The sequence below is a fragment of the Chitinophaga sp. YR627 genome (assembly GCF_900114995.1).
Taxonomy (GTDB): Bacteria; Bacteroidota; Bacteroidia; order Chitinophagales; family Chitinophagaceae; genus Chitinophaga.
This window is the reverse complement of sequence record NZ_FOUX01000001.1, coordinates 1,971,763-1,997,012: the sequence shown is the minus strand read 5'-3', so window position 1 is coordinate 1,997,012 and position 25,250 is coordinate 1,971,763. Positions and strand designations below refer to the sequence as shown.

Sequence of the window (25,250 nt, the reverse complement as noted above, 5' to 3'; positions counted from 1 at the left end):
TTTACAACCATTTGGTAAGCAATTATTTATGCTGAAAGTGTGTTGCCCGTCACCTTCATCTGGCTGAGCGGGAAACTGGCAAAAAAGGTGGTGCCTTCACCGGGTGTGCTTTCAAACCATAATTCGCCATTCTGAAGAGAGAGGAGTTCTTTGCAGAGCACTAATCCGAGGCCGATGCCTTTTTCGTTGTTGGTACCGAAGGTGGACTGTGTTTTCAGGGAGAAGATTTCATCATGATGATTGGGATCTATACCAATGCCGTTATCAGAGATCATCAGGTGACAGTATTCATCATTGAGCCGCAGGTCGATGGCTATTTGTCCGCCGGAAGGCGTGAATTTTATCGCATTATTCACCAGGTTTCTGATGATCAGTTCCAGCATGTTATGATCCGCGGTAATATACACATCCGCGTCGACGCGGGAAGTGATGCTGACAGACTTCTTGTCAGCCAGCAGGCGCTGGATCGTCAGTACTCTCTCTACTGCTTCATGAACATTTTCGGCAGATAATCTGACACCTTTTCCATCCATCTGCAATTTTGACCAGGTCAGGAGGTTGGTCAGCAGACTGGAGGTGTTTTTAGTCAGGGTCAGCAGTTCATCCCCTAACATCTTCTTTTCTTCTTCCTCCAGATCGTATTCTGCGATCAGGTGGAGGGTGGTGATGATTGAATTGAGTGGGCTCTGGAGGTCATGCGCGATAATCGAGAACAGTTTGTCTTTTTTCTGGTTGGATTGCTCCAGTTTAAGATTCTGGCTATCGATTTTATCGGCGCGTTCTTCTGCATTGCGCTTTTCTCTTTCGTAGTTATTTCTCAAATAATTGGTAATGAGATAGATACAGGTCAGTGTGATCAGATAACTGGACAGGATATCAACGTATCTATACTCCGCACTGGCATAACTATCCCTGATCCAGGCGGGGTTGTAGTATTCTTTTGTCAGCAGGATCACAGGCAGCAGCAGGTGCAGACAGGCCCACATCCAGTGGCGGCTGCGCGGACTGAAAGCGATCAACAGGTTGAAGGTCAGGAAAAACAGCAGCAGGGCAGGGCCATGGCTACCGGAATTCAGATAGAAGGTGGCTGTCAGCGTAATATAGCTGACAATCGCGTAGGCCAGCATGCTGACATGGTAGACCTTTTTATAGCGGGATAGGTAAAAGAAAAATACCTGTAACACCAGCAGGGTCGCTACAATAACCCATACAAGGGTAAGTCCCAGCCACATGTTGAACGGCAGTAATACCGTCAGCAGCGCCATGGTTACAACACTGATCGAGTTGAAGGCACGGTTCTCCAGCGAGAACGATGCAGGGGCCCCTACCAGTTCTTCCCAAATGTTGGCTAGTTTACGTGCGATTTTGTGCAAATGCTGGTTTTTATTAGTATACGCTGATAATCGATAAGTTATGCAAAGGTCTACGTTTAAATGCGAATATTTATAACACATACATGTTATAAGGGATATGGTGGACAAAATGTGGAATGACTTTCGCACGTTATATAGAAAATCAGTTTTTATGAAAAGTGTTCAAAGTAAGGTGATAACAGTGTTATTGCTGATAGTGGGATTGTTTATCAGTAATTTACAGGCACAGGACAAAAAGAGCGAAAAGCAACAGGCAGTAGAAAAAATGGTGAGCGCACGTAATTATGTATTCAAGGTACAGACGGTCCAGCCAACGAATCCGTCGCCAAACAGACAGATCACATCAGATTATGATGTGAAGATCACACCTGATAGTGTTATCAGTTATTTACCGTACTTCGGTCGCGCCTATACGGCGCCGATGGACCCGACAAAAGGAGGCATACAGTTTACGTCTACCAGATTTGACTACAAAGAGGAAGCAAGAAAAAAAGGCGGCTGGGACATTACCATTAAACCACAGGATACACAGGATGCGAGGCTGCTTTCACTCACTATTTCCGACAATGGTTTTGCTTCCTTACAGGTGATCAGCAACAACAGACAACCTATTTCTTTCACGGGATATATCACTGAAAGGAAAAGTAAAAGATAACTAAAGAATACGTTAAAATTATCTTAACGCTGATAGATTCTGGCATATGGGAACAGTTCTTGTTTTATATCTATCGAACCAAAAATTAGAACTATGTCCAAGAATAACAGAGAAGGCGTTAAGCATGAAATCCAGGAGCTCGCGATGGGTAATTACAGGAGCTATCCTGAAGATTACGGTGTAAATGTGCAGGATGCATCTGCTAATGTAGAATCTTTAGCCAAGGGCTATTGGGATAGTCGTGAGGTCAGGGAAGTTCACCGTGATGAGAAACTGGGCATCAATCTGAATGATTATGAACAGTGGACGAAGGAAGCATTCGCCGAATTCGTGAAGAGCAATGAGTACTCTTTAAGTTAACGTATAGTATCTTCAAAAGGATACGCGTTTTGTCAGCTGCGGCAGATATTGTTAAAGACAGTATCTGCCGCAGTTTTTTTATGCGTCTTTTTGTTATCTTTAGATAAACCCATTTCCCGTTCGTTATGAAGACAGACACTGCCAGTCGTACGGCCCAGTATATGGCGTTGTTCCGGGCGTTGGAGACTAACCGCCCGTCCGGAAAAAGACTGTTTACCGATCCTTATGCTTTTTCTTTTCTGACAGCCCGCTTTAAGTTCATCACCCAGTTATCTGTAATACCATTTATCCGGAATCTGGTCTACCGGATCATCCGCAAAAGAATTCCCGGGGCATTGTCATCTGGTGTGGCACGCACGCGGTATATTGACGAATTAGTGCAACAGGCAGTACGTAATGGCGCGAAACAGGTCGTCATTCTGGGCGCCGGTTATGATACCCGCGCTTTACGGCTTGGTTTTCTGCGTGCGCTACCGGTCATTGAGATTGATCATCCTGCCACGGCGAGAGCCAAAAGAGAACGGATCATGAAGAGTCTCGGACGTCTGCCGGATCATGTTCGCTACCTGGAGATCGACTTTAATGAGCAAAAGCTTGAGCAACTGGCGGCTGCGGAGCAGATAGATCTTTCCCGGCCTACTGTTTTTATATGGGAAGGTGTGACTAATTATCTCTCACATGAAGCGGTGGCATCCACCTTTGCTTTTATGGGATCATTTGCAGCCGGTAGTTATATTATTTTCACTTATGTTGATGAAAAAGTGCTGCGTTATCCGGCTGCATTTTTCGGTGGAGAGAAATTAATACAGGATCTGCGACAGATAGCCGAAAACTGGACCTTTGGTCTGGAACCCGTTCTGGTAAGGCGTTATCTGGATGGCTTCGGTATGGAACTGCTGGAGGACTACAGTGCAGTGGAATACCGGAATCATTATCTTCCGGAACGCACGGAAAAAGGATATGAGTTTTACAGGGTCGCATTTGCTGTAAAAAGATAGTGTCACACTAAGAATTTAAATATCAATTCTATATTTTTATTGAATAACTACTCCCGTATGAAAATGTATTCTATGCTACTGGTGTGTTGTATGCTGTCAGGCATTGCATTCGCACAATCCAAAGAAGAAAAAGCGGTCGCTGCACAGGTGGAATCATTGCGGAAAGCGATGGTGGATGCGGATAAGGCGACGCTTGAAAAAGTATCTGATGAAAAACTGTCCTATGGACATTCCAGTGGAAAGATTGAAGACAAAACTACTTTCGTCAGCAATATCGTCAATGGTAAATCTGATTTTGTAACGATCGATCTGAGTGAGCAGAAAATTGCGATCACGGGTAATACCGCTATTGTGCGTCATACATTCAGTGCGGACACCAATGACGGGGGAGTAGCGGGGCATGTGAAGCTATATATTCTGCTGGTATGGGGCAAAGAAGGAGGTCAGTGGAAACTGCTTGCCAGACAGGCAGTTAAGGTTCCTGCCTGAGCCCGTCCGCTATTTTACACATAGTGGCGATAAGCTTACACCAGGTTCTACGTTGTACATCATGCCTGTATAGGAGAAATGTTTGTGGCATAGTTTTGTACCTGTTATTGGTAAACAAAGAGGCGGGACAGCCTTATCTGTTAACCAAAAACTTATTTTATGCAAGCTACAATTGAAACTATCGAAGTACTGAATGATCTGATCCAGATCAATAATGACCGTATTGAAGGTTATGAAAAAGCACTGAAGGAACTGAAGGAAGAAGATGCTGATCTGAAAGCATTATTCTCTTCTATGATCAGCGAAAGTCATGAGATCCGTCTTGCATTAGGTACTGAGGTAAACTCACTGGGCGGCGATATGGAGAATGGCACAACTACAAGTGGTAAGATCTATCGCGCCTGGATGGATGTGAAGGCTGTATTCACAGGTCATGACCGTCACACGGTATTATCTAATTGTGAGGCAGGTGAAGATGCGGCTCAGCGTGCTTACAGAAGTGCACTGGAAGATGAAGAGTTACCAGCTTATGTGCGTGAGATGATCGTGGAACAGCAGCGTACACTGAGAAGTTCTCACGACCAGATCAAGGCGTTACGCGACGCTAATAAATAGGACTATAAAGCGGGTTGAAAAAATTAAAGGCATATACCTGTCTGCGGACAAGTATATGCCTTTCTTTATTGTGCTACCTGAGGGTATTCAGGATACTTCTTTGCTTAATTCGTGGAGGTCTTGCTCCATCAGAGGTTTGATCTCCTTCAGGGTGTTCGTGAGCTGGCAGATACTGTCACTGGTGGCGGTTGTCCATATATCGGACCCGCTGACCCTGCTAAGGATCTCACCTGCTCCCTTTATCTCCAGGTTCATCATACTGGGTTTCATTTTATGCAGTACTTTTTTGAGTTCCTGGAGGTTTTTGCTTTGTAGCAGGAGTTCCAGTTCAGCCACGTATTCATCCAGAGAAGAGACGAACAGTCCTATCATTTTGTGAATGAAGGAGGGACTTGTACTGGTGATTCTGTACAGGTAAGAATAAGAATAGAGTTGATGTTCCGGTTGCATCATAGTTGATAGAATCTTCAGGCGCCCTCTATTTCGCCTGTCTGTAACATTTTATAAATAGTAGACTTACCGATATCCAGTTTTTCGGCTACCAGCAGTACGTTATCGTCATATCTTTTAAGATAGTTACGGATGATCAGTCTTGTGTATTCGCGTAAGGTCAGTTCGGTATTCAGTACGGTATCCACATCGTGATTATTACCTGAGAGGAAGGTAATGTCTTCCGGTTCAATACAATTGTTTTCAGACATTACTGCAGCGAGTTCCACGACTGATTTCAGTTCGCGGATGTTACCCGGATAGGCATAGCTTACCAGCTTATCCCTGGCGGCAGGAGAGACTTTGATCTCTGCGACCTTGTTTTCTTTGCAGTAAGCGGTCAGGAAATGCTGTGTGAGCAGCAGGATATCTTCTTTGCGTTCGCGAAGGGGAGGAAGGGTTACGGGAAGACCGACGATACGGTAGTAAAGGTCTTCACGGAAGTTCCCTTTTTTCACTTCATCCGCGAGGTTTTTATGCGTGGCGACCACCAGTCTGAAGTCCAGTTTCACCTTGGAGGTACCTCCGAGGCGGGTCAGTTCTTTTTCCTGGAGTACGCGTAAGAGCTTGCTCTGGATATTGAGGTCCATTTCCCCGATCTCATCGAGGAAGAGGGTGCCTCCGTTTGCTTCTTCGAAGCGGCCGATCTTTTTATTCTGAGCGCCGGTGAAAGCACCTTTTTCGTAACCAAAGAGTTCACTTTCGACGAGTTCCCTTGGAATGGCGGCCATATTGACCGGAACGAAAGCGTGGCCGCTTCTGGCGGAATTATAGTGTACGGCACGGGCTACCAGTTCTTTACCGGTACCAGTTTCTCCTGAAACGGAGACATTGATCAGGGAGCCTGCTGCTTTATCGATCATTTTGAAGACCGTTTGCAGTGCGGGGCTGTTCCCGATAATGGACCGTGAATAGTCGTATTTCGTTTTGAGTTCCGCTTTCAGTTCGGAGATCTCGTTTTTAAGGGAATTATTTTCGCGCAGGCGGATGATGGCTTTCCACAGCAGTTGCTGGGTGTTGTCATCTTTTACCAGGTAGTCTTCTGCCCCCATTTTGAGGAGGTCTACCGCAGTGGTGATCTTTTCTTGTGCGCTGATGATGATCACAGGCAGATTCGGTTGCGCCTGTTTGATCTTTTTGTACAATTCCTCCCCATTCATATCGGGTAATCCGAAATCAATGGTCACGAGATCCGGTTTCCGGTGCAGCTGGGCCAGGCATTCCTTGCCTGAGCCAATCAGGGTTACTTCGTAGTCGGGGTTCTGACTAAGGTAATGATGCAATAATCCTCCGTACCACTTATCATCCTCTACTATAAAAATCTTGAAATCGAGCATTCATGGAATTTTCCGTTAATTTAGGAAAATTTTCAATCATCAAAAGGTCTCCCTTACCACACTTTTTTAAAAGTGTAGTGCAGAAGACCTTGTGGGTTATTATGAAATAGGCAAGCACAAACTAAAAAAAGGGCCCCTTTGCCTCCACAGAATCAAACCGCATCGGGGCCATGATCAAGCACTCTCAAGCCGGTAATGGTCACATCCACATTAATTTCTTTTGCTATCATCGCCTGGCCCCTTCTATTCTCACTGACAGCAACTGCACCGGGGCCGGGATGAAAGTCTACATACTCAATACAAATATTTTTATACGTTAAAGATCTTTTTTGGGTCGCATCGCCTGGCCCTGCTTTTCTTCACAATTGCTTTTTCAACAGGGCCGGGATAGCGACATCTTAATTGGCATTGGTCAACCACATATTCACCACGTTAATTTCTTTGCTGTTATCATCTCCGGGCCCCGTCTAATCTCACTCAGCGCAACAGCACCGGGGCCGGGATGAACGTTCACATGCTCAACACAATATTTTTGATCTAAAATTTCTTTTGTTTTGCCTCATCGCCTGGCCCTGCCTTACTTTCATCTTCTCATTTTCACCAGGGCCGGGATGACGACACTCTTAAGCGGCATTCGGCATTCGTTAACCAAATATTTATTCACGTTGTCCTTATTCTCTTTTTATTATCATCTCCGGGCCCTGCTTTCGGCACTTTCCATTTTCACCAGGGCCGGGATGACCACTCTAAACTGGCATAGGGGTCACACCACATCCTTAAATAATATCTTTCCTCATTCCATGATCATCTCCAGGCCCCGTCTGATCTCACTGACAGCAACAGCACCGGGGCCGGGATGAAACGTTCACATACTCAACACAATATTTTCAATAACTAAAGATCTTTTTGGGTATCCTCTCCAGGCCCTGTCTGCTGCACATTATCAATTTCACCAGGGCCGGGATGAACACACACTAAGTTGGTATAGGCATAAACCACTGTTCCCGAATAATATCTTTTCCCTGTCAATTGTCATCTCCAGGCCCCGTTCTAATCTCACTGACAGCAACAGCACCGGGGCCGGGATGAACGTTCACATACTCAACACAATATTTTCAATAACTAAAGATCATTTCTGGTATCATCTCCTGGCCCTGCTTGCTGCACTTTTCAATTTCACCAGGGCCGGGATGGTACACGCTAAACCGGCATAGGGATAACCCCTCAAATAATAATTTTGTCATTCCAACTGTCATCTCCAGGCCCCGTCTGTTTCCACTGACAGCCGCTGCACCGGGGCCGGGATGAAGTCCACATACTCAACACAATATTTTCAATAACTAAAGATCTTTTTTGGTATCATCTCCAGGCCCTGCTTTTATCACTTTTTCAATTTCACCAGGGCCGGGATGAGCACACTTCAAATTGGTATAGGAATATCCCCGTTCTCAAATAATAAACTCAGTTCATTCAACATTTGCTTTGACTCATTGCCTGGCCCCTCTGCTTCACGTTTTCCGGTACACCGGGGCCAGGATGAAATGTTCACATACTCAACACAAAACCTCTAAAAAAAACCTCAAAAAACCCCTTGAAAAACCTCAAATAAACCCTCAAAAAAAACCATGGATTGTTGTCATATTCCCCCTAAGTAATATCGTTAGCTAGTTTCTTGCATTATTGATGTATTCCTGTAGTGCAGCAGGGTAGAGCAGTACTTCTGCCAGTTGTTCCTTTTTACGCGGCGTAAAGTAAGTGCCGTCTGCAAAGAGGTCTTCTACCTGTTGCTTAAAGAATTCCGGTTTGAACTGAAAGGCAACCAGTTGTGCAGCGCAGCTCATATCGGCGTAGAGTGGTTTGTTGCTCAGCAGTTGCTCTACGTGTTTGCGCACTTTGTCGATATAATTTCCGCTGATACGATAGCCGTTCCATCCGTGTGCGACCAGTTCATTAGCGCCTCCGGCAAGCGGTACGATCACCGGGCGGCCGTAACTCATTGCCTGCAGGATGTTGAAGTCGAATGTATCCTGATAATGCTCTGTGTTAGAGAGGTTCAGGACCACAGCTGCCCGCTGGTAAAAAGGGTGCAGGTTCAGCTGTGTGCCATAGACCATCAGATTGTCAGGGATAAAATAGTTACTGAAATAAGCGTCTATCTCTTTCTGACTTGCGTCAATAACGAGCTCAAATTTTGTGGAGGACATCTGGTTAGCCAGTTCGAGTAGTTCCGGTAACCCGCTTTCCTTTTCCAGCGGCGCGATCATCAGTACGGTCTTACGGGAACCATGATTGGCGTGCAATACGGCTTCCTGTACGAAGGACTGCGGCAGGCAGCTGTGTACGATGTGTTTCTCGGCTTTCGGGAAACTGAATTTTGCCTGTAGGTAACGGGAGCCAAAGACAACCTGTGTGGCCGTACGTCTGGCCGTATTCAGCAGAAACGAGCGGAGCTTTGGAAAATCGATCGCTGTTTCGTGAATGTGGTAAGTGATCGGCGCCTTCTTCAGCCTGCCAGCCCATGCTGCACCGAAAGGCAGTAGTGTATTGATGTACACTTTTGCTTCCGGCTCAAGCAGCCCCCAAACTTTCCTGAAAATGACCATCTGGGCCAGCAGGAAACTGAAGAATATCCGCCATTTGTTCCCCCGTTCTAAATAATTTATGTAGTGGTATTGTACACCTGGAATACCGGACAGGAACCCAGGTGTATCACCGGTACGATTCGTGATAAGATGTACATCCAGCCCTTTCTCTGTTAATGTTTCCAGTGACTGACGGAACACCATGGTGTTGCCGTGTCTGTCGTTATGAAGGTGTACTGCGATAATCTTGTTCATAAAGGATGCATTAAAATATGTTATCTAGGTATAGGGATAAACAGAACGCTTCTTAACAGTTGTCGGTGTAAACAGGCGCTATGTGTTGTGGTGCCCGCAGGCGGTCGGTGTAGGTTATGAAGATCTCAATACTTCATATAAATAACTGAATAGTGAACAGGAGGCGAGGACCAGTCCGGAGAAGAGGAAGAACCTGTTATTGATCTTCTTCTTTTTCAGATAATCCGAAACGATAAACAGTTTGTCCAGCGTTCCTGTGATGTGTTCCAGTACACTATCATCTTTAATAATGTAGTCAAACGCGCCATTCTTTAATGATTCAGTAGCGATCTCCGGTTGCTGACGTGAGCTGGCGAAGATGACAAATATGTTGGTGTTAAAGCGTTTGATCTCTTTCAAAACTTCCAGTCCGGTCATATCGCCGAGGTCGTGATCCAGGAGGACTACATCCGGCTGGCCTTCCAGTTCGGCGAGGAAGTCGGCGCCTGATAAGAAGCAGTGTACGTGTTCGTAACCCTGCGCTCTCAGGTGTTTATCGTAAGTGGCGAGGCAGAACGGATCGTCATCTACTATGTATATCTTGCTTTCGAACTTGTTAGCCATTTGCTGTCGTTTGGTATAATAGAAACCATTTAAATGCCAGTTTCCGGGAACGTTGCCAATTGGCCATGGTGGCGGGTTTCATGTTTTGGCATACCTGTCGGAACGTCTACTTTCAGGAAAAAATTCCAAAAAATGGAAAAATGGAATGGAAAGGGCATAAAAAAACGCCCCGGGGGATGCCGGGACGTTCGGAAGAGGTCGGTCTGACCAGTTATTTATGGTTGGGTGGCAGGTTTGCCGCCGCTGTTATTTTTGCTTTTATGGTGCTGTGGGTGGCCTCCCTGTGGGCGCTGACCCTGATTTCCCCCTGGTTTATGGCTGTGATTACGGTTACCGCCGCCACTGTTACCGCCGCCCGGGCGTTTTTTGCCATGAGGGCGTTTGCCGCCGCCACCTGAACGGAATGGTTTAGGTGAATATTCCGGTACCGGGCCTAATGCGGCTGGTACTTCGGCTTTGGTCACCGGTTTACCGAGTACTTCTTCAATACGGGCAAATTTGCGCTGTTCCTTTTCGCTGATGATGGTATAGGCGGTACCATCAGTGGCTGCTCTGGCAGTACGGCCAATACGGTGGATATAATCCTCCCCGTCGTTTGGCACGTCATAGTTGATGACGAGGTCTATATCTTCTATATCGATACCACGGCTCAGGATATCTGTTGCCACCAGCATTTTCAGTTTCTTATTCTTGAAATCCATGAGCACCTGCTCTCTCTTATCCTGTTCCAGGTCAGAGTGGATCTCTTCTACGGAGAAACGGGCCTTTTTAAGCTCGTAGGTCAGCTGTTTTACATTCTGCTTACGGGAGCAGAAGATAATGATACAACCGAATTCCTTGCGTGCCAGAAGCTGTTTGATCAAACCGATCTTTTGCTCCTCGAACACGACAAAAGCTTCCTGTACGATCTTTTCAGGAGGTTTGGAGATAGCGATATTGATCTCTTCCGGCTGATGGAGGATCTTCATGGCCAGTTTGCGGATCTTATCGGGCATGGTAGCAGAGAACAGCAGGTTCTGTCTTTCCTTTGGCAGGGTAGACGTGATCCTGATGATATCATCATTGAAACCCATGTCCAGCATACGGTCTGCCTCATCGAGCACGAGATATTTGACCGCGTCCAGCTTTACGTATCCCATGTTGAGGTGGGCGATCATACGACCAGGCGTACAGATCACGATATCAACGCCGGAGGTCAGGGCCTTTTTCTCGGCGGCGAACAGGGCGCCGTTGCTACCACCGTATACGGCGATAGAGCTGACGGAGGTAAAATAAGACATACCCTCCAGTGTCTGGGCAATCTGGACTGCCAGTTCACGGGTCGGTACTATAATCAGTGAGTTGATTTTACCTGCATCATGGGGCTCAGTGATCAAGCGGTGCAATATAGGCAGCAGGAAAGCGGCTGTTTTACCGGTACCAGTCTGGGCACAGGCCAGAATGTCCTTACCTGCTATAATCGGGGGGATAACTTTTTCCTGGACTGGCGTCGCCGTCGTATATCCCATCGCATCTATTCCATCCAGGACCCTGTCGTCCAGGTCAAATTCATCAAAATACAAAGTGCTTATATGGTTTTAATTCACAAATATATACGCTAAAGATACGTAATTGTAATCAGAGCACATACGGTATGTTCTTTGCGGGAAATGCGGGAACCAATAATTAACCGAGATGCTGGAAAATTTACAGAAAGATCTTCATTTACCGCCGATTGTATGGAATATTTTGCTTGGCTGTGCCGCACTGATTACGGGTTTTCTCTGTAAATACCTGCTCGCGCTGATCCTGAAGCTGACGGCCGGTAAGAACGCGACGGACTATTCCCTGATCAGATCTATTCTGAAAAGACTGGGAAAACCGATCAATTATTTTTTGCCGGTATTGGTATTGGATATGGTGCTGCCGTTTATGGAACTGGCAAAAAAGCCGATGGATGTATTAAACCGTATCGTGGAGATCTCGCTGATCATTGCCTTTGGATTGATTCTGGCTGGACTGGTAAAGGTTTTTGAGGATTATGTGATGCATGCCTATGACCTGAAAAAAGAGGATAATCTGCGTGAGCGGAAGATGCGTACACAGTTACAGTTTGTGCGTAAACTGGCAATCAGTATGATATTTGTGCTGACCCTATGTGCCGTGTTGCTGAGTTTTGATAGTCTGCGGAAGATTGGCGCGGGTTTACTGACCGGTGTGGGTGTCGGTGGTATCATTGTGGGTTTTGCGGCGCAACGTTCCTTATCCAATTTCCTGGCGGGAATGCAGCTGGCTTTTACACAGCCGATCCGTATTGATGATGTACTGGTGGTGGAGGGAGAATGGGGCAGAGTGGAAGAGATCACCCTGACCTATGTGGTACTGGGGATCTGGGACCAGCGTAAACTGATCTTACCGATCAACTATTTTATAGAAAAGCCTTTCCAGAACTGGACCCGCACCGGGTCGGCGATACTGGGTACGGCATTCCTGTATCTGGACTATACAGCGCCTATTGACATCCTGCGTGTGGAGTTTGAGCGGATCTTAAAGGATCATCCTTTATGGGATAAGCGGGTGCAGGTGATGCAGGTCACCAACATTACAGACCGTTCTGTGGAGGTCAGAATGCTGGTGAGTGCGAATAGTTCGGGTAAAGCATTTGACCTGCGCTGTTTTCTGCGGGAAAACATGTTGTCCTTTATACAGGCGAATCATGCTTACTGTCTACCGAAAACGCGTGCCTTACTGGAAGAAAATGAGCAGAAATTACTGGCTCAGGGATGATCGTCATTGATCTCTACCCAATAGCCATCCGGGTCGGTGAAATAGATCTGTTTGATGCCATCGACCCGGAGGGTTGGCTTATCCGCTTCACCCTGCCAGCTCTGGAAAGGGATGTGGTGCTTACGCAGGCGGGCCATAAATTCGTCTACTGAGGAAACGCTGAAGCAGAGGTGTGAGTTTTTATCGTGGGGTACGATTTCCTTTGCTCCTGAAATAATGTGCAGATGACTGTGTTCAGCCACTTTGAACCAGGTATGACGTCCATCGTGGAAGGGCTCAGGGATGGTATCTATCTGGATAATATCCCTGTAGAAGGCCGTACTTTTCTGAAGATCAAAAACATAAAGCGCTATGTGATTTAACATGGCGCTTTTTCGTTGTTGTGCGGAAGCGGTCATATTGGAGAAGATCATAACAGCCGCCAGCAAAAGCCAGTGTGGAATCCGTTGTTTCATTCTCCAATATACTCACTACTGATCGAATTTTATGAACTTTCTTGTCACCTTGATACCTGTATCGAAGATGATGGTGACGAGGTAAACGCCTGGTACATAATCCTGCACATCCAGTTTGTACTCATACATGGTACCGTAGCTGGCCAGCGGCGTATTCGATTCTGAGAATACCATACGGCCGTAGAGATTGATCACGCGTACGTCCACTCTTTTCACACCCGGGTCCAGGTTGTATTTGATGTTGATCTCTCTGTCAGTAGGATTCGGGTAGACCAGCATTTCATCAGCATTCAGCTTAGGGACCGACAATGGACCCTGCTGATAGCCCTGTTGTACGTAGGCATAGTCCGGATAGCTGAGCGCTTTCACCATAATATCACCGATGGTACAGTCAACTTCGTATTCGTTTGATGTGCTGCCATCCAGGTCAGTCAACCGTACCACAAAGCCTTTTCCTCCGCTGGCAGTGACCTGACGTTCGATCTTGGGGATCAGTGCAGATTGCGCGTGTGCCATTCCCGGAAAGAGGAATGACACACACACAGCACCTGCTGTAATTATTTTACTGATTGTTTTCATTATCAAGGTTTTTCGGCAGTGAAGATCTCCATCTCAACTCTTCTGTTCTTTCCTCTGCCAGCTTCGCTACTATTGGTAGTGAGTGGTTTGGACTGACCATAGCCTTTGGTGGTAATTCTTTCAGCGTCAACACCTTTGGTTACGAGGTATTGTCTTACTGCTTCACTTCTTTTTTCTGATAAAGTCTGGTTAAATGTTTCCGTGCCTTCATTGTCTGTGTGGCCGCTCAGCAGCAGCTGCCATTCCTGATGCGCCTGCAGTAAAGCAGCCATTTTATCGAGGGAAGGAAGGGAAGAAACTGCGATTTCAGCTTTTGCACTTGCAAACTGAAGATTGGAGAATGCTTTATTGATTACTTCTTTTTCGTTCTTTTTCAGTTCTACTGTTTTCATTGCTGGTTTTGCCGGAGCGGCAGCAGCTGAATCAGCAGAAGGGGTTAAGTCGGTCATTGGTAAAGGACCAGGACCTACAGGGAAACGTCTGTCGGAGTAAGGCAGTACGGTACCGTCAGCCAGTACTTCGTCTGCACGGGAAGCAACGATCTGCCATGTGAAAGGCACATTTGATTTACCACCCTGTAACTCTTTTACGTCGAAGCCTTTAGCGGATTTATTGGTAACATATACACCATTACACTCGCCTTCCAGCTGGATAAATACTTTCATTGGATGTTTCGCATCGACACGGATCACTTTTGCCAGCAGATCTTCGAGGTCGATATGTGCAGCACCGTTTTGCAGTTCACCGGTACCGAAGTCCTGGAACAATACTTCAGGCGCTTCCGTACAGAACAGCAGGCGGTTTTCGCCAGCCTGGTCTTTCACCACAGTAGATTTTGTACCGTTGGAGATCATACCGTACATGCCACTTGAGTTAGCACCAGCGAGGTAAGTATAGGTATGTACCACGGAAGCGGAACTACCGAATTCGAATACACCACCCCAGCGATCAACGTCTGTAGCAAGGCCTTTTGCGAAACCAACCACACCTACACCAGGATACTGGCTGGTACCTGTACCACCGGCAACACCTACAACACCTGCACCACCATGGGTAGGCAATACGGTCACCTGGTTGTTACCAACACCCATTACACCGATACCTACGTTAACGGTTGTACCGAAACCGATGGTACCTACGCGCGTACCCATACCCATTACACCCGCGCCAATTTCAGGCGTGTTGGTAATAGTCTGGTAGTCAACGTTGTTACCTGCACCAACTACACCCACACCAGAAGCGTGTGTAGACAAACCTAACACACCACCGGAACGGAAGGTATTGGTAGCTTTATAAGGGGAGTTGGTCATACCGATCACACCCACACCACCGCTGGTAGAAGAGTTATAACCTCTTACACCTTCGTTGAAACGGGTGGTACCGGAACCGTATACACCGGAACCTACCTGGGTGAAACCTTTCACGCCGTAACCGTTACTTGCGTTGTAACCAGCTACACCTGCGCCGGTACCGCTGTTTGCGTAACCGATGATGGCGTTTGTATAAATAGGCTGGTCATTTACGATACCGGTAGAGTGATCTCCGGAGAAAACGGTGAATACACCTTTACCGAGAGAAGTACCAGCATCATCAGTACCGTTTACAATGATCTGCGGTTTATCAGGGAAGATGCGCATTTTTTCAAACTGAGGACCTGTACCACCGGCCTTGATGATGAAAGGATTATCATCAGTAGTACCGATAAAGTCGAGTGCCGGGTTAGTGTCAGCGTTACCTCTGATCAGCCATGCCCTGTTAGCAGATTTTAAAGTATCTGTGTCAGCAGTAGTGGCCAGTCCGATAGAACCATCCGGTTTGAATTCCAGGTTGGAGAGGTTCCAGCCTGTACCACCTTCAGCGAGTACTTTCCAGGTACCGGTACTATCATATATATAGGCAGTTCTGTCGGTGCTGTTATAGTAAGCCCAGTTCAGGGAAGGCGTAGCCGGAGCTGCTGCCATTGAACCCTGCCAGCTGATGGAGGCGCCGTCTTTACCGATCGTTCCGTCCTGTGCGAGTACCTGCCAGGTGCCGGTGCTATCATATATATAGGCTTTCTTATCGGTGCTGTTATAGTAAGCCCAGTTCAGGGAAGGCGTAGCCGGCGCTGTAGCCGCTGTACCCTGCCAGCTGATGGAGATACCATCTTTTCCGATCACACCTGCAACGCCGTCTGCGCCATCCTGTGCAAGCAGTTGCCAGGTGCTGGTGCTGTCGTAGATGTAGGATTTCTTATCTATTGTATTGTAATAAGCCTGATTGATGGTTGGGGTTGCAGGAGCAGCGGCCAGGGAACCTAACCAGCTTACGCCCGTACCTACACCATTGGTACCATCTACACCGCTTTCAGCGAAAACCTGCCATGCAGATCCGTCGTAGATGTAGGCTTTTCTGTCGGTCATGTTGTAATAAGCCTGATTAGCCCCACTTGGTGTTGGTTCAGCTGTGAAGGAACCTAACCAGGAGAGTGCGGGACCAGGAAGACCGTCAGTACCGTCCTTTGACATTATCTGTGGCTGGAGGTTGGTATCGTAGATGTAAGATCTCTTATCTGTACTGTTATAATATGCATTACCAGCAGCAGGTGCAACAGGAGCGGAGGTCAGTGTACCGAGCCAAACTACGTTGACAGTGGGGCCACCGCCGCCACCGGTACCACCGTTGACAGCATACAATGCATACGGAACGGCCATAAATGGCATAGATCCGATGGGAACAAAGTCGTTGTTACCATTTTTGTCCAGTTCGACTTTCAGATACTGGTTAGCCGCGCTCCAGGGGATCGTCGCAAAGGAGCCGGTTTCTACAGTACCCTGACCAATAACCAGGTTGAACAGGCCCTGTGAGTTGGTCACAGCGGTCTGTCTTTCCACATAAATTGCTGGTCCGTCGGGACTTCCGGTAAGAATACTAAACCTGACCTGAATAGCTTGCAGTTTTAAGGGTTCGCCCTGGTTGGAAGTTCGGGCAAGAGCCTGGTAGTTGAAGCCTGTCAGACCCGATTGTGCTCTTGCGATGAAGCTCGAACAAACAAAAATGGGGACAAGTAAAATGAGTAAAATTGCTTTCATCTCATACGAGTTATAACAGTAATAAGTCAATAAGTATATAATATTATATTATATCTTATATTATATTAAGTAAAGATATGACTTAATTTCTATTTATTCTTATTTTAATGTATTGTTTACACGAATCACACAGACGTAGCATGGTTATCTATGGAAATTGTGTTATTTAAATAGGGTGAGACCCCTCACTTTTGTGTTATGTCATATTAGAAAAAATAGGAGGTAACACCTGGTAGCGATCTGATTATCAATTCCAGAAAATGGAACTATTGCATAGCGATCTGGTCAGAGGAGAGGTTATTCACCCAAAAGTGGTATTTCTGAAAAAACTGACGCAAAGACAGGACTCCTGACAAAAATACTTTTCTGCACAAAGTTGCCCGCGGAATATGTTGGTGATTTGTTAACATCGGGTAATAGTATTTTCGCTGGTGTTCCTTTTCTGCATTCCGCTGCGTATCTTGCTTCCCTTAAAGGAATTTAGAGATATGCAATTGGGACTTAAGCATTACCCTGTGCTGGCTGCCTCACTTCTACTGGCCGGCATGCAGGTAAACGGACAAGACAAGAAACCAACTTTTACTTCAGGAAAGGAGTTTAAGCCATCAGAGTACGTAAATCCATACATCGGTACCGGTGGCCATGGTCACGTATTCCTGGGCGCAAGCGTGCCTTTTGGTGCAGTACAGGTTGGGCCGACCAACATCGTGAAGGGTTGGGACTGGTGTTCTGGTTATCATTATTCTGACAGCGTGGTGATAGGTTTCCCGCAGATGCACCTGAGTGGTACGGGTATCGGTGACCTGGGCGACGTATTGATCATGCCGTACACCGGTAAGATCAGAACGAATCATGGTTCACAGGAGAATCCGACCACCGGTTACGGATCCCGTTATACACATGCGCATGAAACGGCTAAACCCGGTTATTACGCAGTACAGCTGGAAGACTACAATATCAAAGTGGAACTGACAGCTTCCGAAAGGGTTGGTTTCCATAAATATACATTCCCGGCGGGTCAGGAAGGTCACATCATCGTTGACCTGAAAGAAGGTATCGGCTGGGATGCACCCGTAGAAACTTTCATCCAGAAGAAAGACGAGTATACCCTGGTGGGCTACCGTTACTCCAAAGGATGGGCGGAAGACCAGCGTCTGTGGTTTGCGATCAGGAGCAACGTGCCTGTAAAGGATTTTGTTGTATTTGACGGCGACAAACAACTGTCTGGTACTGAAGGAAAAGGTAAGACCATCAAGGGTGTTATCAATTTCGACAAAGCGCCTGCAGAAGCGATGCTGAAAGTTGGTATTTCTCCGGTAAGCAGCGAGAATGCACTGGCTAACATCAACAGCGAGATCCCTTCCTGGGACTTTGCCGGTACAGTGAAAACAGCTACTGCCAAATGGAACAAGGAACTGTCCAAGATCCAGCTGCAAACAAAAGATACTGCTAACAGAAGCATTTTCTATACAGCCATGTATCATACCATGATCGGTCCGGCACTGTTCAATGACCATGACCGGTCTTACCGTGGTACTGATAAGAAAGCATATCCTAATCCGGGTTTTGACAACTATACCGTTTTCTCCCTGTGGGATATCTATCGCTCCTGTGCGCCACTGTATACGCTGACACAGCCGGAAAGAGTGAGCAGTTTTGTAAACTCTATGCTGACCATCTACAAGCAGCAGGGTAAACTGCCTATCTGGCCACTGGTGGGCAGCGAAACAAACTGTATGGTGGGATACCATGCTGTACCTGTTATTGCTGATGCTTATCTGAAAGGCTATAAAGGCTTTAATATCAATGAAGCGTTTGAAGCAATGAAAGCTTCTGCTACCAGAGATGATCTGGGTATGAAGGATATCAAGGCAAAAGGATATATTCCTGCTGATAAAGAATACGAATCTGTATCCAAGGCAATGGAGTATGCGATTGATGACTGGTGTATCGCTGCTGTAGCTAAAAAGCTGGGCCGCACCGCTGATTTCGAGTATTTCTCCAAACGTGCAGGTTACTATAAAAACTACTTCGACAGCACTATCAAGTTTGTGCGTCCAAGAATGGATGACGGTAGCTTCAAAACACCATACGATCCATTCCATTCCATCCATGAGAAAGGTGACTTCACCGAAGGTAATGGCTGGCAGTACACCTGGCTGGTGCCACAGGACGTGGAAGGTCTGATCAGCCTGATGGGCGGTGATGATGCGTTCACTAAAAAACTGGACAGCCTGTTCGTTGCAAGCGGCGATATGGGTGCAGAAGCATCTAATGATATTTCTGGTCTGATCGGTATGTATGCACATGGTAACGAGCCAAGTCATCACGTTACTTACATGTATGCTTACGCTGGTAATCAGTGGAAAACATCTGAGAAGGTAAGACAGGTAATGAGAGACTTCTATACCACCACTCCGGAAGGTCTGGCAGGTAATGAGGATGTAGGTGCGATGTCTTCCTGGTATGTGCTTTCTTCTCTGGGCTTCTATCCGGTAAATCCTGCAAAAGGGATCTACGTGTTTGGTAGTCCGCTGTTTGAAAAAGCCAGTCTGAAAGTACAGGGTGGTAAGACCTTCAATGTTGAAACTATCAACAACAGCGCTGAGAACATCTACATCCAGCAGGTCACGCTGAATGGTAAGCCATACAAAAACAGCTATATCCGTCATGCGGATATCCTGAAAGGCGGTACACTGAAGATCACAATGGGTAACAAGCCTAATTATGATTTCGGTAAAGCGGTAGCTAACCGTCCGGATTCAAAATACTAGTCATATACTGATATGAGGGGGGCCGGCTGTGATTTACAGCCGGCCTTTTTTATATAAATTAGGAATTAGGAATTAAGAATTAAGAATTGGAATGCAGCGAGGATTTACGGATTTGCGGTGAGCTATGGGAATTTATGGGGATCTGCGGAGAGGGAGCTAGGGGAGCTGCGGGAATTGCCGGGAGTTGAGGCTGGATAATGATACATAATTGAGTAGCATATCTTTGTTAATCAATGGTTTAATTTCATGGCGAGATCTCAGGATGAGGCATGTATACGCCAGGTGGATGGTGTCATTGCAATGACCTTTTATGTTTATTCAGGTTCATTCGCTGATTGTTAACAGCGTTAATAATAGTTTATCTCTTTCTTACTCAATCGTTTACTTTTATTTTTCATTTATATTCTATAACAATTTGTTAGCAAATGCATTAACCGGTAATTAACAGTTTAAATGAACAGATGTGCGTAGCTTCATGCAATAGATTGCAAGACCTGTAGTTTGTATATTCCACGTGCGGAGCCATCTACCAATCATTGAACAGTAAGAAAGATGAGTGAAAATCATGAACACATATACCAGTTGTTGTTGCAAAAGCGCAACGGTACAATCAATGAATCAGACGATCAGTATGTATCAGCATTAATCAGCGGCCACGAAGATGTTGAATTAATGTGGAGGGCTCTGAAGCATAGTTTCTCACTGCCCGGGGAGGAAAAATTCTGGCAACAGATCGATGTGACGAATGCCTGGAGTGCTGTCAGGGAAGAGTTATCAGTAAAGAACACGAATATACGCAGTATCAGAAAGTGGCTGTTTGCAGCTGCTGTAGTAACCGTTGCGATGACGGGCATCAGTCTGATATGGAAAAATAATCATCAGCAGTCATCCGAGACGGCTGGCCTGGCGCCATTCAGTAAACCTGCGGCGCCCAAAGGTGGTCTGCAGCTGCAGCTGGCCGGAGGAGAAACCATTGCGCTGCCTTATAATCAGGCGGGACAGGATATCAAGGCCGGAGATGTGCAGCTGAGTGCCGGCGCCAAGAAGTTACAATACACCAGCGGCACAGGGATGGGGAGCGGCTACAATACGTTGACCGTACCACCTAAAATGGACTATAAACTGGTCCTTTCAGATGGCACGGAGGTATGGCTGAATGCTACCTCCCGTTTGCGTTTTCCTTTCAATTTTACCGGAGACAAACGCGAGGTTTACCTGGACGGGGAAGCCTATTTCCAGGTGACTAAAAATGAGTCCAGGCCATTTGTTGTACATACAGAGAGTACTGATATCCAGGTACTGGGTACCAGTTTCAACGTAAATGCCTATCGTGATGGCCAGACCCGTACTTCACTGGTGAGCGGCGCTGTGATCAGCAGGGCTGAAGGTAAAGAGGTACAGCTCAAGCCTGGTCAGGAAGCCATTTATACCAGTGAAAAAGGCTATAAAGTGACTGATTTTGACGACAGCGAAGTACTGGCCTGGATGAAAGGCGTGTATGTATTTCACAATACTTCCCTGTCAGAAATTGCCAGCGTAATAGAGCGCTGGTATGGCGTTCAGGTGGTATTTGACAATAAGGAACTTGCCGCTAAGAAATTTACCGGTGGATTAGAGAAACTGCAACGTCTCGATTATTTCCTGGAAACCCTGGAGCTGATCGGCGACGTCCATTATACTTATGACGCGAATGGTGTATTACACCTGAAATAAGGGCTTTAGTGACTACTTCTGCTGTTTATTTCCGCCTCTTCAAGATCTAATAATGCCTCTTGTTTACGGAGCACCTCATCATCATAGAGGTGCTCTTTTTTTAACCTGAATAATTCCTTCCGCTGTAAGGCAATCAGGTGTTTTTTGACCCCATGGAAACGCTCTATTTCGTGTAATTCTGTATCATCACATTCCAGCGATGCCAATTTGGTGGCAGACAGCGAGATGCCGCTTTGTAACTGCTGCTGCAGATTAGCCACCAGTTCATTTTCTTCGATATCTTTCTGATAAGTATCCTGCAACTGTTTATGGGCAACCTTCATGAGTTGTAATCTGATGCCCGTTTCCTGCTCTACTTCGGGTACTATATTATCAATCTCCTTTACATTCAGCATGCGGGTGATGAGTGGGAGGAGCAGTCCCTGGATGACCAGTGTAACGAAGATCACTACGAAGGTGATGAAGAGGATCAGGTTGCGGTGAGGGAAATTGGTACCGTTGTCCAGTGCCAGTGGAATGGACAGGGCAGAAGCCAGCGATACTACGCCACGCATACCTGCGAGTGCGATCACCAGCGGCGCTCTCCAGCCAGGATGATTTTCCTTTGTACGGATAGATTTAAAGAGTATACGGGGGATGAAAGTGGCCGGGTACATCCAGAGGATCCGGATCACGATCGCCAATACGCTGATGATCACACCATAGCGGATGGCTTCCCCGAGGGAATAATCACCCAGACCTTCTACGATTTCCGGGAGTTCCAGTCCGATCAGGATGAAGACAATCCCGTTCAATACAAACGCGACCGTCTTCCAGACGCTGACCGCCTGCATACGGGTATTGTAGTTAAAGATCTCATGCGAGCGGAAGGAGAGGAATAATCCACCGCTTACAACGGCCATTACACCGGAGAAGTGGAAGGCTTCTGCTCCGATATACATAAAGTACGGTGCCATAAATGTCATCGCTGTTGATATGCTCGGTGTGGTGGGAAACCAGCGGAGGATCGCGTAAAATACGTGTCCGATGGCCAGTCCGGTGAGGATACCCATGATCGTTACCAGGAAGAAATCGGTGGCTGCCTCGTGTATGGAAAAAGTACCGGACACGATAGACAGTAACGCGAACCGGAAGACGATCAGACTCGACGCATCATTCACCAGACTTTCTCCTTCCAGGATATAGATCGCCCGTTTAGGTAGTTTGATATTCTTCAGGACGGCGGTTGCGGCGACGGCATCCGGCGGGGAAATAATCCCACCCAGGAGGAAGCCTAAACCCAGTGTAAAACCGGGTATCATCGCATTGGATACATAGGCAACGATACACGAAGTGAACAGTACCAGTCCGAATGCCAGCATTGAAATAGGCCGTTTCCATTTCCAGAAGTTGTGCCATGACGTATACCAGGCCGCTTCAAATAAAAGCGGTGGCAGGAATACAAGGAACACTAATTCGGGTTCCATTTTAATACGTGGCACTCCCGGAAGGAATCCGATCACTAATCCTCCGAGCACTAAAAAGATCGGATAAGACACTTTGAGTCGCTGGCCGAGCATCATCAGCATGAAAACGACAAACAAAAGCGATAAAATCAACAACAGATTTTCGTAAATCATATATACCTGGCTTATAAGGGGAAATGCTTTCCCAGAGCCAAACTTAAGACAATATTTTGTATTGCTGTGTGAGGTTTTTTATGGCATATTTGATCAGCGAATTATGACCTGTGAGGTTTAACTTTTTTGAAATGTTATGTCTGTGATTCTCGACAGTTTTGATACTGATGTTCAGTGATTGTGCAATCTCTTTCGTGCTCATGCCTTCAGCGATCATCTGCATGACCCTGAATTCTGTTTTGCTGAGTTTGTGATGGGCTTCCTGTGGTATAGCGGGCACAGAAATAATGGTTGTGTGTTTATCCCTTTGCTGTACATTGAAAATGGTAAAGCGTGTAAGCCTTGACTTAATACTCATCAGCAGTTCCTTGCTTTTGAATGGCCTGGACAGAAAGTCATCTGCGCCGAGGTTCATGCCCATGCGCATATCTTCTTTTCCTTCTTTACCGCTGATAAAGATGAAAGGAATGTGTTGCAGGGAGGTATCGTTGCGTAGTTCCATCAGGAAGTGAAATCCGCTGCTGCCACGCAGTTTTACGCCGCAAACAATAATATCGGGCCTGTACTGGCGGCAGATGTAAATACCTTCTTCAGCAGTGCTGGACGTATGTACGTCATAGTGATGCAGGGTTAATAACTGTTGAATCTTTCTTATTAAAGCAGCATCTTCTTCAATAACCAGTATTCTATAATTTGACTCTTTCATTGGCTATCTTAATTTGAGGCAGTTTGTTCGTCCCCGTTAGTCGTGTGTCCCTTATGAGTACAGTTTGCCGAATATTCGCATGTAGTTTTTTCATTTAACGCATAACTGCTGCTAAAATTGGCAGGGGCAAAAAAATCTCTCCACATAGTTATAGGTCCCTATAAAGTTTTATGATCAAATAAGTCGTTTTAATGATCGGTGAACAATTCACTTCCCGTCGGGCCCGTAGCAATGTAATACCGGCCAGACAGGGGTAACATATCAAATGTGGTTTTTCAAGGAAAGGTTGGGTATTAACAGCCAGAAACAGCGGGCTGCACGTAAATATGCGTCAAATATTGGGGCCATAATAGCCTGGTCCGCTGCGCTTTCTGAAAATAAGTGTTTTCACCTAGAAACATGTGTGTCCTTACTCATTTTCTATATCTGGTTCCGAAATTTACGAAATCGACCGCAACAATTGTACATCTTTACGTAAGAATTGCATAAATCATTTAGCATGAGGTGAGTTTGAAGTAAGATTTAATATCAATGTGCGCTAAATTTTATATGATTAATCGAGATATCTCACATTATTATAATTCTGCCATATCCATATCCATAATAAAGCCACAAATGGTTTCGCAACCTGCGTATGCTGATTATGAGAATGTATACCAGACGAATGCGAAGATTTTTTAAACACAGGTTTTCATAGGATAGATAACTAAATTGCCGCTCATTCCTGAGCGGCATATTTATTTTTATTATTAATATTTATTAGCTTTAATCCCTACAGGTTTCGCCATTAGCGTGGTTATAACCAGCCACTAAATCCATACTTAACTATCATAATTCCATGGAACAACAAAAGAATTCCAACCGGAGGAGCTTTATCCGGAATGTGTCACTTGGTAGCCTGGCTGCCCTTAGCCTTCCTCAGCTTGCGTCAGCAGCGATAAAGTCCGCCGAAAGTGAAAGCCCGGCCCGTGCCAAGAAACTGACACTGAAGAAAGACGCCGTTATCCTCTTCCAGGGAGACTCCATTACAGATGCAGGACGTAAACGCGATAAAATGGACCCTAATGATCAGGGGGCACTGGGTAATGGCTACGCCTATCTGGCGGCAGCAACCCTGCTGACCGAATTTCCGGACAAAAACCTGAAAATTTATAACAAGGGCATCAGCGGTAACAAGGTATACCAGCTGGCAGAAAGATGGGATGCCGATTGTCTGCAACTGAAACCAGACGTGCTCAGCATTCTTATCGGTGTAAACGATTACTGGCATACGCTGAACGGTAGCTATAAGGGTACCGTGAAAACTTACCGTGAAGACTTTATCAAACTGCTGGACCGCACTAAACAGGCGCTGCCTGAAGTACAGCTGATCATTGGTGAACCTTTTGCTGTCAATGGCGTAAAAGCGGTGGATGATAAATGGTTCCCTACGTTTAATGAATACCGTGTGGCAGCAAAAGAGATCGCTAGCCAGTTTGGGGCTGTGTTCCTGCCATACCAGACGATCTTTGATAAAGCACAGCAACATGCGCCAGGTTCTTACTGGACAGGGGATGGTGTGCATCCGGCTATTCCTGGAGCAGGCCTGATGGCGGCTTCATGGGTGGAGATGGTGAAGAAGTAGCTTCAATCCAGCTTATAAACGAAAGGCGTCCGCTGATAGCGAGACGCCTTTTTCGTTTTTGCTGGTCTGTAATCCAGTCCTTATTCCTAATTGCACACTGTTCCTGCCTGCTGCATATCGATTCTTAATTCCGGGCTATTGATTTCTAACTTATCATTCTTAGGTCCTTATACTTAATTCCTGCTTT

20 protein-coding genes are annotated in these 25,250 nt (G+C 46.2%); 9 read left to right on the top strand and 11 right to left on the bottom strand.

Going from position 1 to position 25,250, the window contains the following annotated elements; translation table 11 throughout:
- Positions 1–26: 26 nt before the first annotated feature.
- Positions 27–1,373 (bottom strand): sensor histidine kinase, encoded by a 1,347-nt coding sequence (locus tag BMZ72_RS07365; protein ID WP_177222711.1) that lies wholly within the window; start codon positions 1,371–1,373, stop codon positions 27–29.
- A gap of 151 nt (positions 1,374–1,524) precedes the next feature.
- Between BMZ72_RS07365 and BMZ72_RS07360 the strand changes: the two genes are divergently transcribed.
- The 5 genes from BMZ72_RS07360 (at position 1,525) to BMZ72_RS07340 (ending at position 4,490) form a co-directional block, all read left to right on the top strand.
- On the top strand, positions 1,525–2,028 hold the full coding sequence (locus BMZ72_RS07360) for a DUF4251 domain-containing protein (protein WP_089806679.1): 504 nt from the start codon (positions 1,525–1,527) through the stop codon (positions 2,026–2,028).
- 93 nt (positions 2,029–2,121) lie between these two features.
- The gene (locus BMZ72_RS07355; protein ID WP_089806677.1) at positions 2,122–2,388 is read left to right on the top strand and encodes a hypothetical protein; all 267 of its coding nucleotides are present in this window, start codon (positions 2,122–2,124) and stop codon (positions 2,386–2,388) included.
- Positions 2,389–2,513: 125 nt separating this feature from the next.
- Entirely contained in the window at positions 2,514–3,386 is an 873-nt protein-coding gene (locus tag BMZ72_RS07350) for a class I SAM-dependent methyltransferase (RefSeq protein WP_089806675.1), read from the top strand.
- A 57-nt stretch (positions 3,387–3,443) separates the two neighbouring features.
- Positions 3,444–3,875 (top strand): nuclear transport factor 2 family protein, encoded by a 432-nt coding sequence (locus BMZ72_RS07345; RefSeq protein ID WP_255373132.1) that lies wholly within the window; start codon positions 3,444–3,446, stop codon positions 3,873–3,875.
- 159 nt (positions 3,876–4,034) lie between these two features.
- Positions 4,035–4,490 (top strand): PA2169 family four-helix-bundle protein, encoded by a 456-nt coding sequence (locus BMZ72_RS07340; RefSeq protein WP_089806672.1) that lies wholly within the window; start codon positions 4,035–4,037, stop codon positions 4,488–4,490.
- A gap of 87 nt (positions 4,491–4,577) precedes the next feature.
- Here the strand turns inward: BMZ72_RS07340 and BMZ72_RS07335 are convergent, their stop codons facing one another.
- The 5 genes from BMZ72_RS07335 to BMZ72_RS07315 form a co-directional block, all read right to left on the bottom strand.
- The gene (locus tag BMZ72_RS07335) at positions 4,578–4,943 is read right to left on the bottom strand and encodes an Hpt domain-containing protein (RefSeq protein ID WP_089806671.1); all 366 of its coding nucleotides are present in this window, start codon (positions 4,941–4,943) and stop codon (positions 4,578–4,580) included.
- A gap of 14 nt (positions 4,944–4,957) precedes the next feature.
- Positions 4,958–6,316 (bottom strand): sigma-54-dependent transcriptional regulator, encoded by a 1,359-nt coding sequence (locus BMZ72_RS07330; protein WP_089806670.1) that lies wholly within the window; start codon positions 6,314–6,316, stop codon positions 4,958–4,960.
- Positions 6,317–7,980: 1,664 nt separating this feature from the next.
- Positions 7,981–9,153, bottom strand: coding sequence for a glycosyltransferase family 4 protein (locus BMZ72_RS07325; protein ID WP_089806669.1), 1,173 nt, complete (start codon positions 9,151–9,153; stop codon positions 7,981–7,983).
- Between the two features lie 114 nt (positions 9,154–9,267).
- A complete protein-coding gene (locus BMZ72_RS07320; protein ID WP_089806668.1) occupies positions 9,268–9,756 on the bottom strand; it encodes a response regulator in 489 nt (162 codons plus the stop codon).
- Positions 9,757–9,971: 215 nt separating this feature from the next.
- Positions 9,972–11,318: a DEAD/DEAH box helicase gene (locus tag BMZ72_RS07315; protein WP_177222710.1), complete on the bottom strand. Its 1,347-nt coding sequence runs from the start codon at positions 11,316–11,318 to the stop codon at positions 9,972–9,974.
- 112 nt (positions 11,319–11,430) lie between these two features.
- Between BMZ72_RS07315 and BMZ72_RS07310 the strand changes: the two genes are divergently transcribed.
- Positions 11,431–12,522, top strand: a complete 1,092-nt coding sequence (locus tag BMZ72_RS07310; RefSeq protein ID WP_089806667.1) for a mechanosensitive ion channel family protein — start codon at positions 11,431–11,433, stop codon at positions 12,520–12,522.
- Here BMZ72_RS07310 and BMZ72_RS07305 read toward each other — a convergent pair.
- From BMZ72_RS07305 to BMZ72_RS07295, 3 genes are read right to left on the bottom strand one after another with little or no spacing between them, the layout of a single operon-like run.
- Positions 12,513–12,977 (bottom strand): VOC family protein, encoded by a 465-nt coding sequence (locus BMZ72_RS07305; RefSeq protein ID WP_255373131.1) that lies wholly within the window; start codon positions 12,975–12,977, stop codon positions 12,513–12,515. The genes BMZ72_RS07310 and BMZ72_RS07305 overlap by 10 nt on opposite strands.
- A 15-nt stretch (positions 12,978–12,992) precedes the next feature.
- Positions 12,993–13,556 (bottom strand): T9SS type A sorting domain-containing protein, encoded by a 564-nt coding sequence (locus tag BMZ72_RS07300; RefSeq protein WP_089806666.1) that lies wholly within the window; start codon positions 13,554–13,556, stop codon positions 12,993–12,995.
- Positions 13,557–13,558: 2 nt separating this feature from the next.
- Positions 13,559–16,627, bottom strand: a complete 3,069-nt coding sequence (locus BMZ72_RS07295; RefSeq protein ID WP_089806665.1) for an OmpA family protein — start codon at positions 16,625–16,627, stop codon at positions 13,559–13,561.
- Between the two features lie 488 nt (positions 16,628–17,115).
- Between BMZ72_RS07295 and BMZ72_RS07290 the strand changes: the two genes are divergently transcribed.
- Complete coding sequence (locus BMZ72_RS07290; protein WP_089806664.1) at positions 17,116–19,401, top strand: GH92 family glycosyl hydrolase; 2,286 nt, start codon at positions 17,116–17,118, stop codon at positions 19,399–19,401.
- Between the two features lie 552 nt (positions 19,402–19,953).
- Entirely contained in the window at positions 19,954–21,114 is a 1,161-nt protein-coding gene (locus tag BMZ72_RS07285) for a FecR family protein (RefSeq protein WP_089806663.1), read from the top strand.
- Between the two features lie 5 nt (positions 21,115–21,119).
- On the opposite strand, the gene BMZ72_RS07280 is transcribed toward BMZ72_RS07285, so the two are convergent.
- Together BMZ72_RS07280 and BMZ72_RS07275 are read right to left on the bottom strand one after the other, a co-directional pair.
- Entirely contained in the window at positions 21,120–22,733 is a 1,614-nt protein-coding gene (locus tag BMZ72_RS07280) for a Na+/H+ antiporter (protein ID WP_089806662.1), read from the bottom strand.
- Between the two features lie 43 nt (positions 22,734–22,776).
- Positions 22,777–23,439, bottom strand: a complete 663-nt coding sequence (locus BMZ72_RS07275; RefSeq protein WP_089806661.1) for a response regulator transcription factor — start codon at positions 23,437–23,439, stop codon at positions 22,777–22,779.
- An 838-nt stretch (positions 23,440–24,277) separates the two neighbouring features.
- Here BMZ72_RS07275 and BMZ72_RS07270 point away from each other — a divergent pair.
- Positions 24,278–25,063, top strand: coding sequence for an SGNH/GDSL hydrolase family protein (locus BMZ72_RS07270; RefSeq protein ID WP_089806660.1), 786 nt, complete (start codon positions 24,278–24,280; stop codon positions 25,061–25,063).
- Positions 25,064–25,250: the final 187 nt, after the last annotated feature.

Excerpts from the sequence above, each read along its gene's own strand:
- BMZ72_RS07360 (WP_089806679.1), top strand. The coding sequence starts at position 1,525 with ATGAAAAGTGTTCAAAGTAAGGTGATAACAGTGTTATTGCTGATAGTG.
- BMZ72_RS07355 (WP_089806677.1), top strand. The coding sequence starts at position 2,122 with ATGTCCAAGAATAACAGAGAAGGCGTTAAGCATGAAATCCAGGAGCTC.
- BMZ72_RS07350 (WP_089806675.1), top strand. The coding sequence starts at position 2,514 with ATGAAGACAGACACTGCCAGTCGTACGGCCCAGTATATGGCGTTGTTC.
- BMZ72_RS07345 (WP_255373132.1), top strand. The coding sequence starts at position 3,444 with ATGAAAATGTATTCTATGCTACTGGTGTGTTGTATGCTGTCAGGCATT.
- BMZ72_RS07340 (WP_089806672.1), top strand. The coding sequence starts at position 4,035 with ATGCAAGCTACAATTGAAACTATCGAAGTACTGAATGATCTGATCCAG.
- BMZ72_RS07335 (WP_089806671.1), bottom strand. The coding sequence starts at position 4,943 with ATGATGCAACCGGAACATCAACTCTATTCTTATTCTTACCTGTACAGA.
- BMZ72_RS07330 (WP_089806670.1), bottom strand. The coding sequence starts at position 6,316 with ATGCTCGATTTCAAGATTTTTATAGTAGAGGATGATAAGTGGTACGGA.
- BMZ72_RS07325 (WP_089806669.1), bottom strand. The coding sequence starts at position 9,153 with ATGAACAAGATTATCGCAGTACACCTTCATAACGACAGACACGGCAAC.
- BMZ72_RS07320 (WP_089806668.1), bottom strand. The coding sequence starts at position 9,756 with ATGGCTAACAAGTTCGAAAGCAAGATATACATAGTAGATGACGATCCG.
- BMZ72_RS07310 (WP_089806667.1), top strand. The coding sequence starts at position 11,431 with ATGCTGGAAAATTTACAGAAAGATCTTCATTTACCGCCGATTGTATGG.
- BMZ72_RS07305 (WP_255373131.1), bottom strand. The coding sequence starts at position 12,977 with ATGAAACAACGGATTCCACACTGGCTTTTGCTGGCGGCTGTTATGATC.
- BMZ72_RS07300 (WP_089806666.1), bottom strand. The coding sequence starts at position 13,556 with ATGAAAACAATCAGTAAAATAATTACAGCAGGTGCTGTGTGTGTGTCA.
- BMZ72_RS07295 (WP_089806665.1), bottom strand. The coding sequence starts at position 16,627 with ATGAAAGCAATTTTACTCATTTTACTTGTCCCCATTTTTGTTTGTTCG.
- BMZ72_RS07290 (WP_089806664.1), top strand. The coding sequence starts at position 17,116 with ATGCAATTGGGACTTAAGCATTACCCTGTGCTGGCTGCCTCACTTCTA.
- BMZ72_RS07285 (WP_089806663.1), top strand. The coding sequence starts at position 19,954 with ATGAGTGAAAATCATGAACACATATACCAGTTGTTGTTGCAAAAGCGC.
- BMZ72_RS07280 (WP_089806662.1), bottom strand. The coding sequence starts at position 22,733 with ATGATTTACGAAAATCTGTTGTTGATTTTATCGCTTTTGTTTGTCGTT.
- BMZ72_RS07275 (WP_089806661.1), bottom strand. The coding sequence starts at position 23,439 with ATGAAAGAGTCAAATTATAGAATACTGGTTATTGAAGAAGATGCTGCT.
- BMZ72_RS07270 (WP_089806660.1), top strand. The coding sequence starts at position 24,278 with ATGGAACAACAAAAGAATTCCAACCGGAGGAGCTTTATCCGGAATGTG.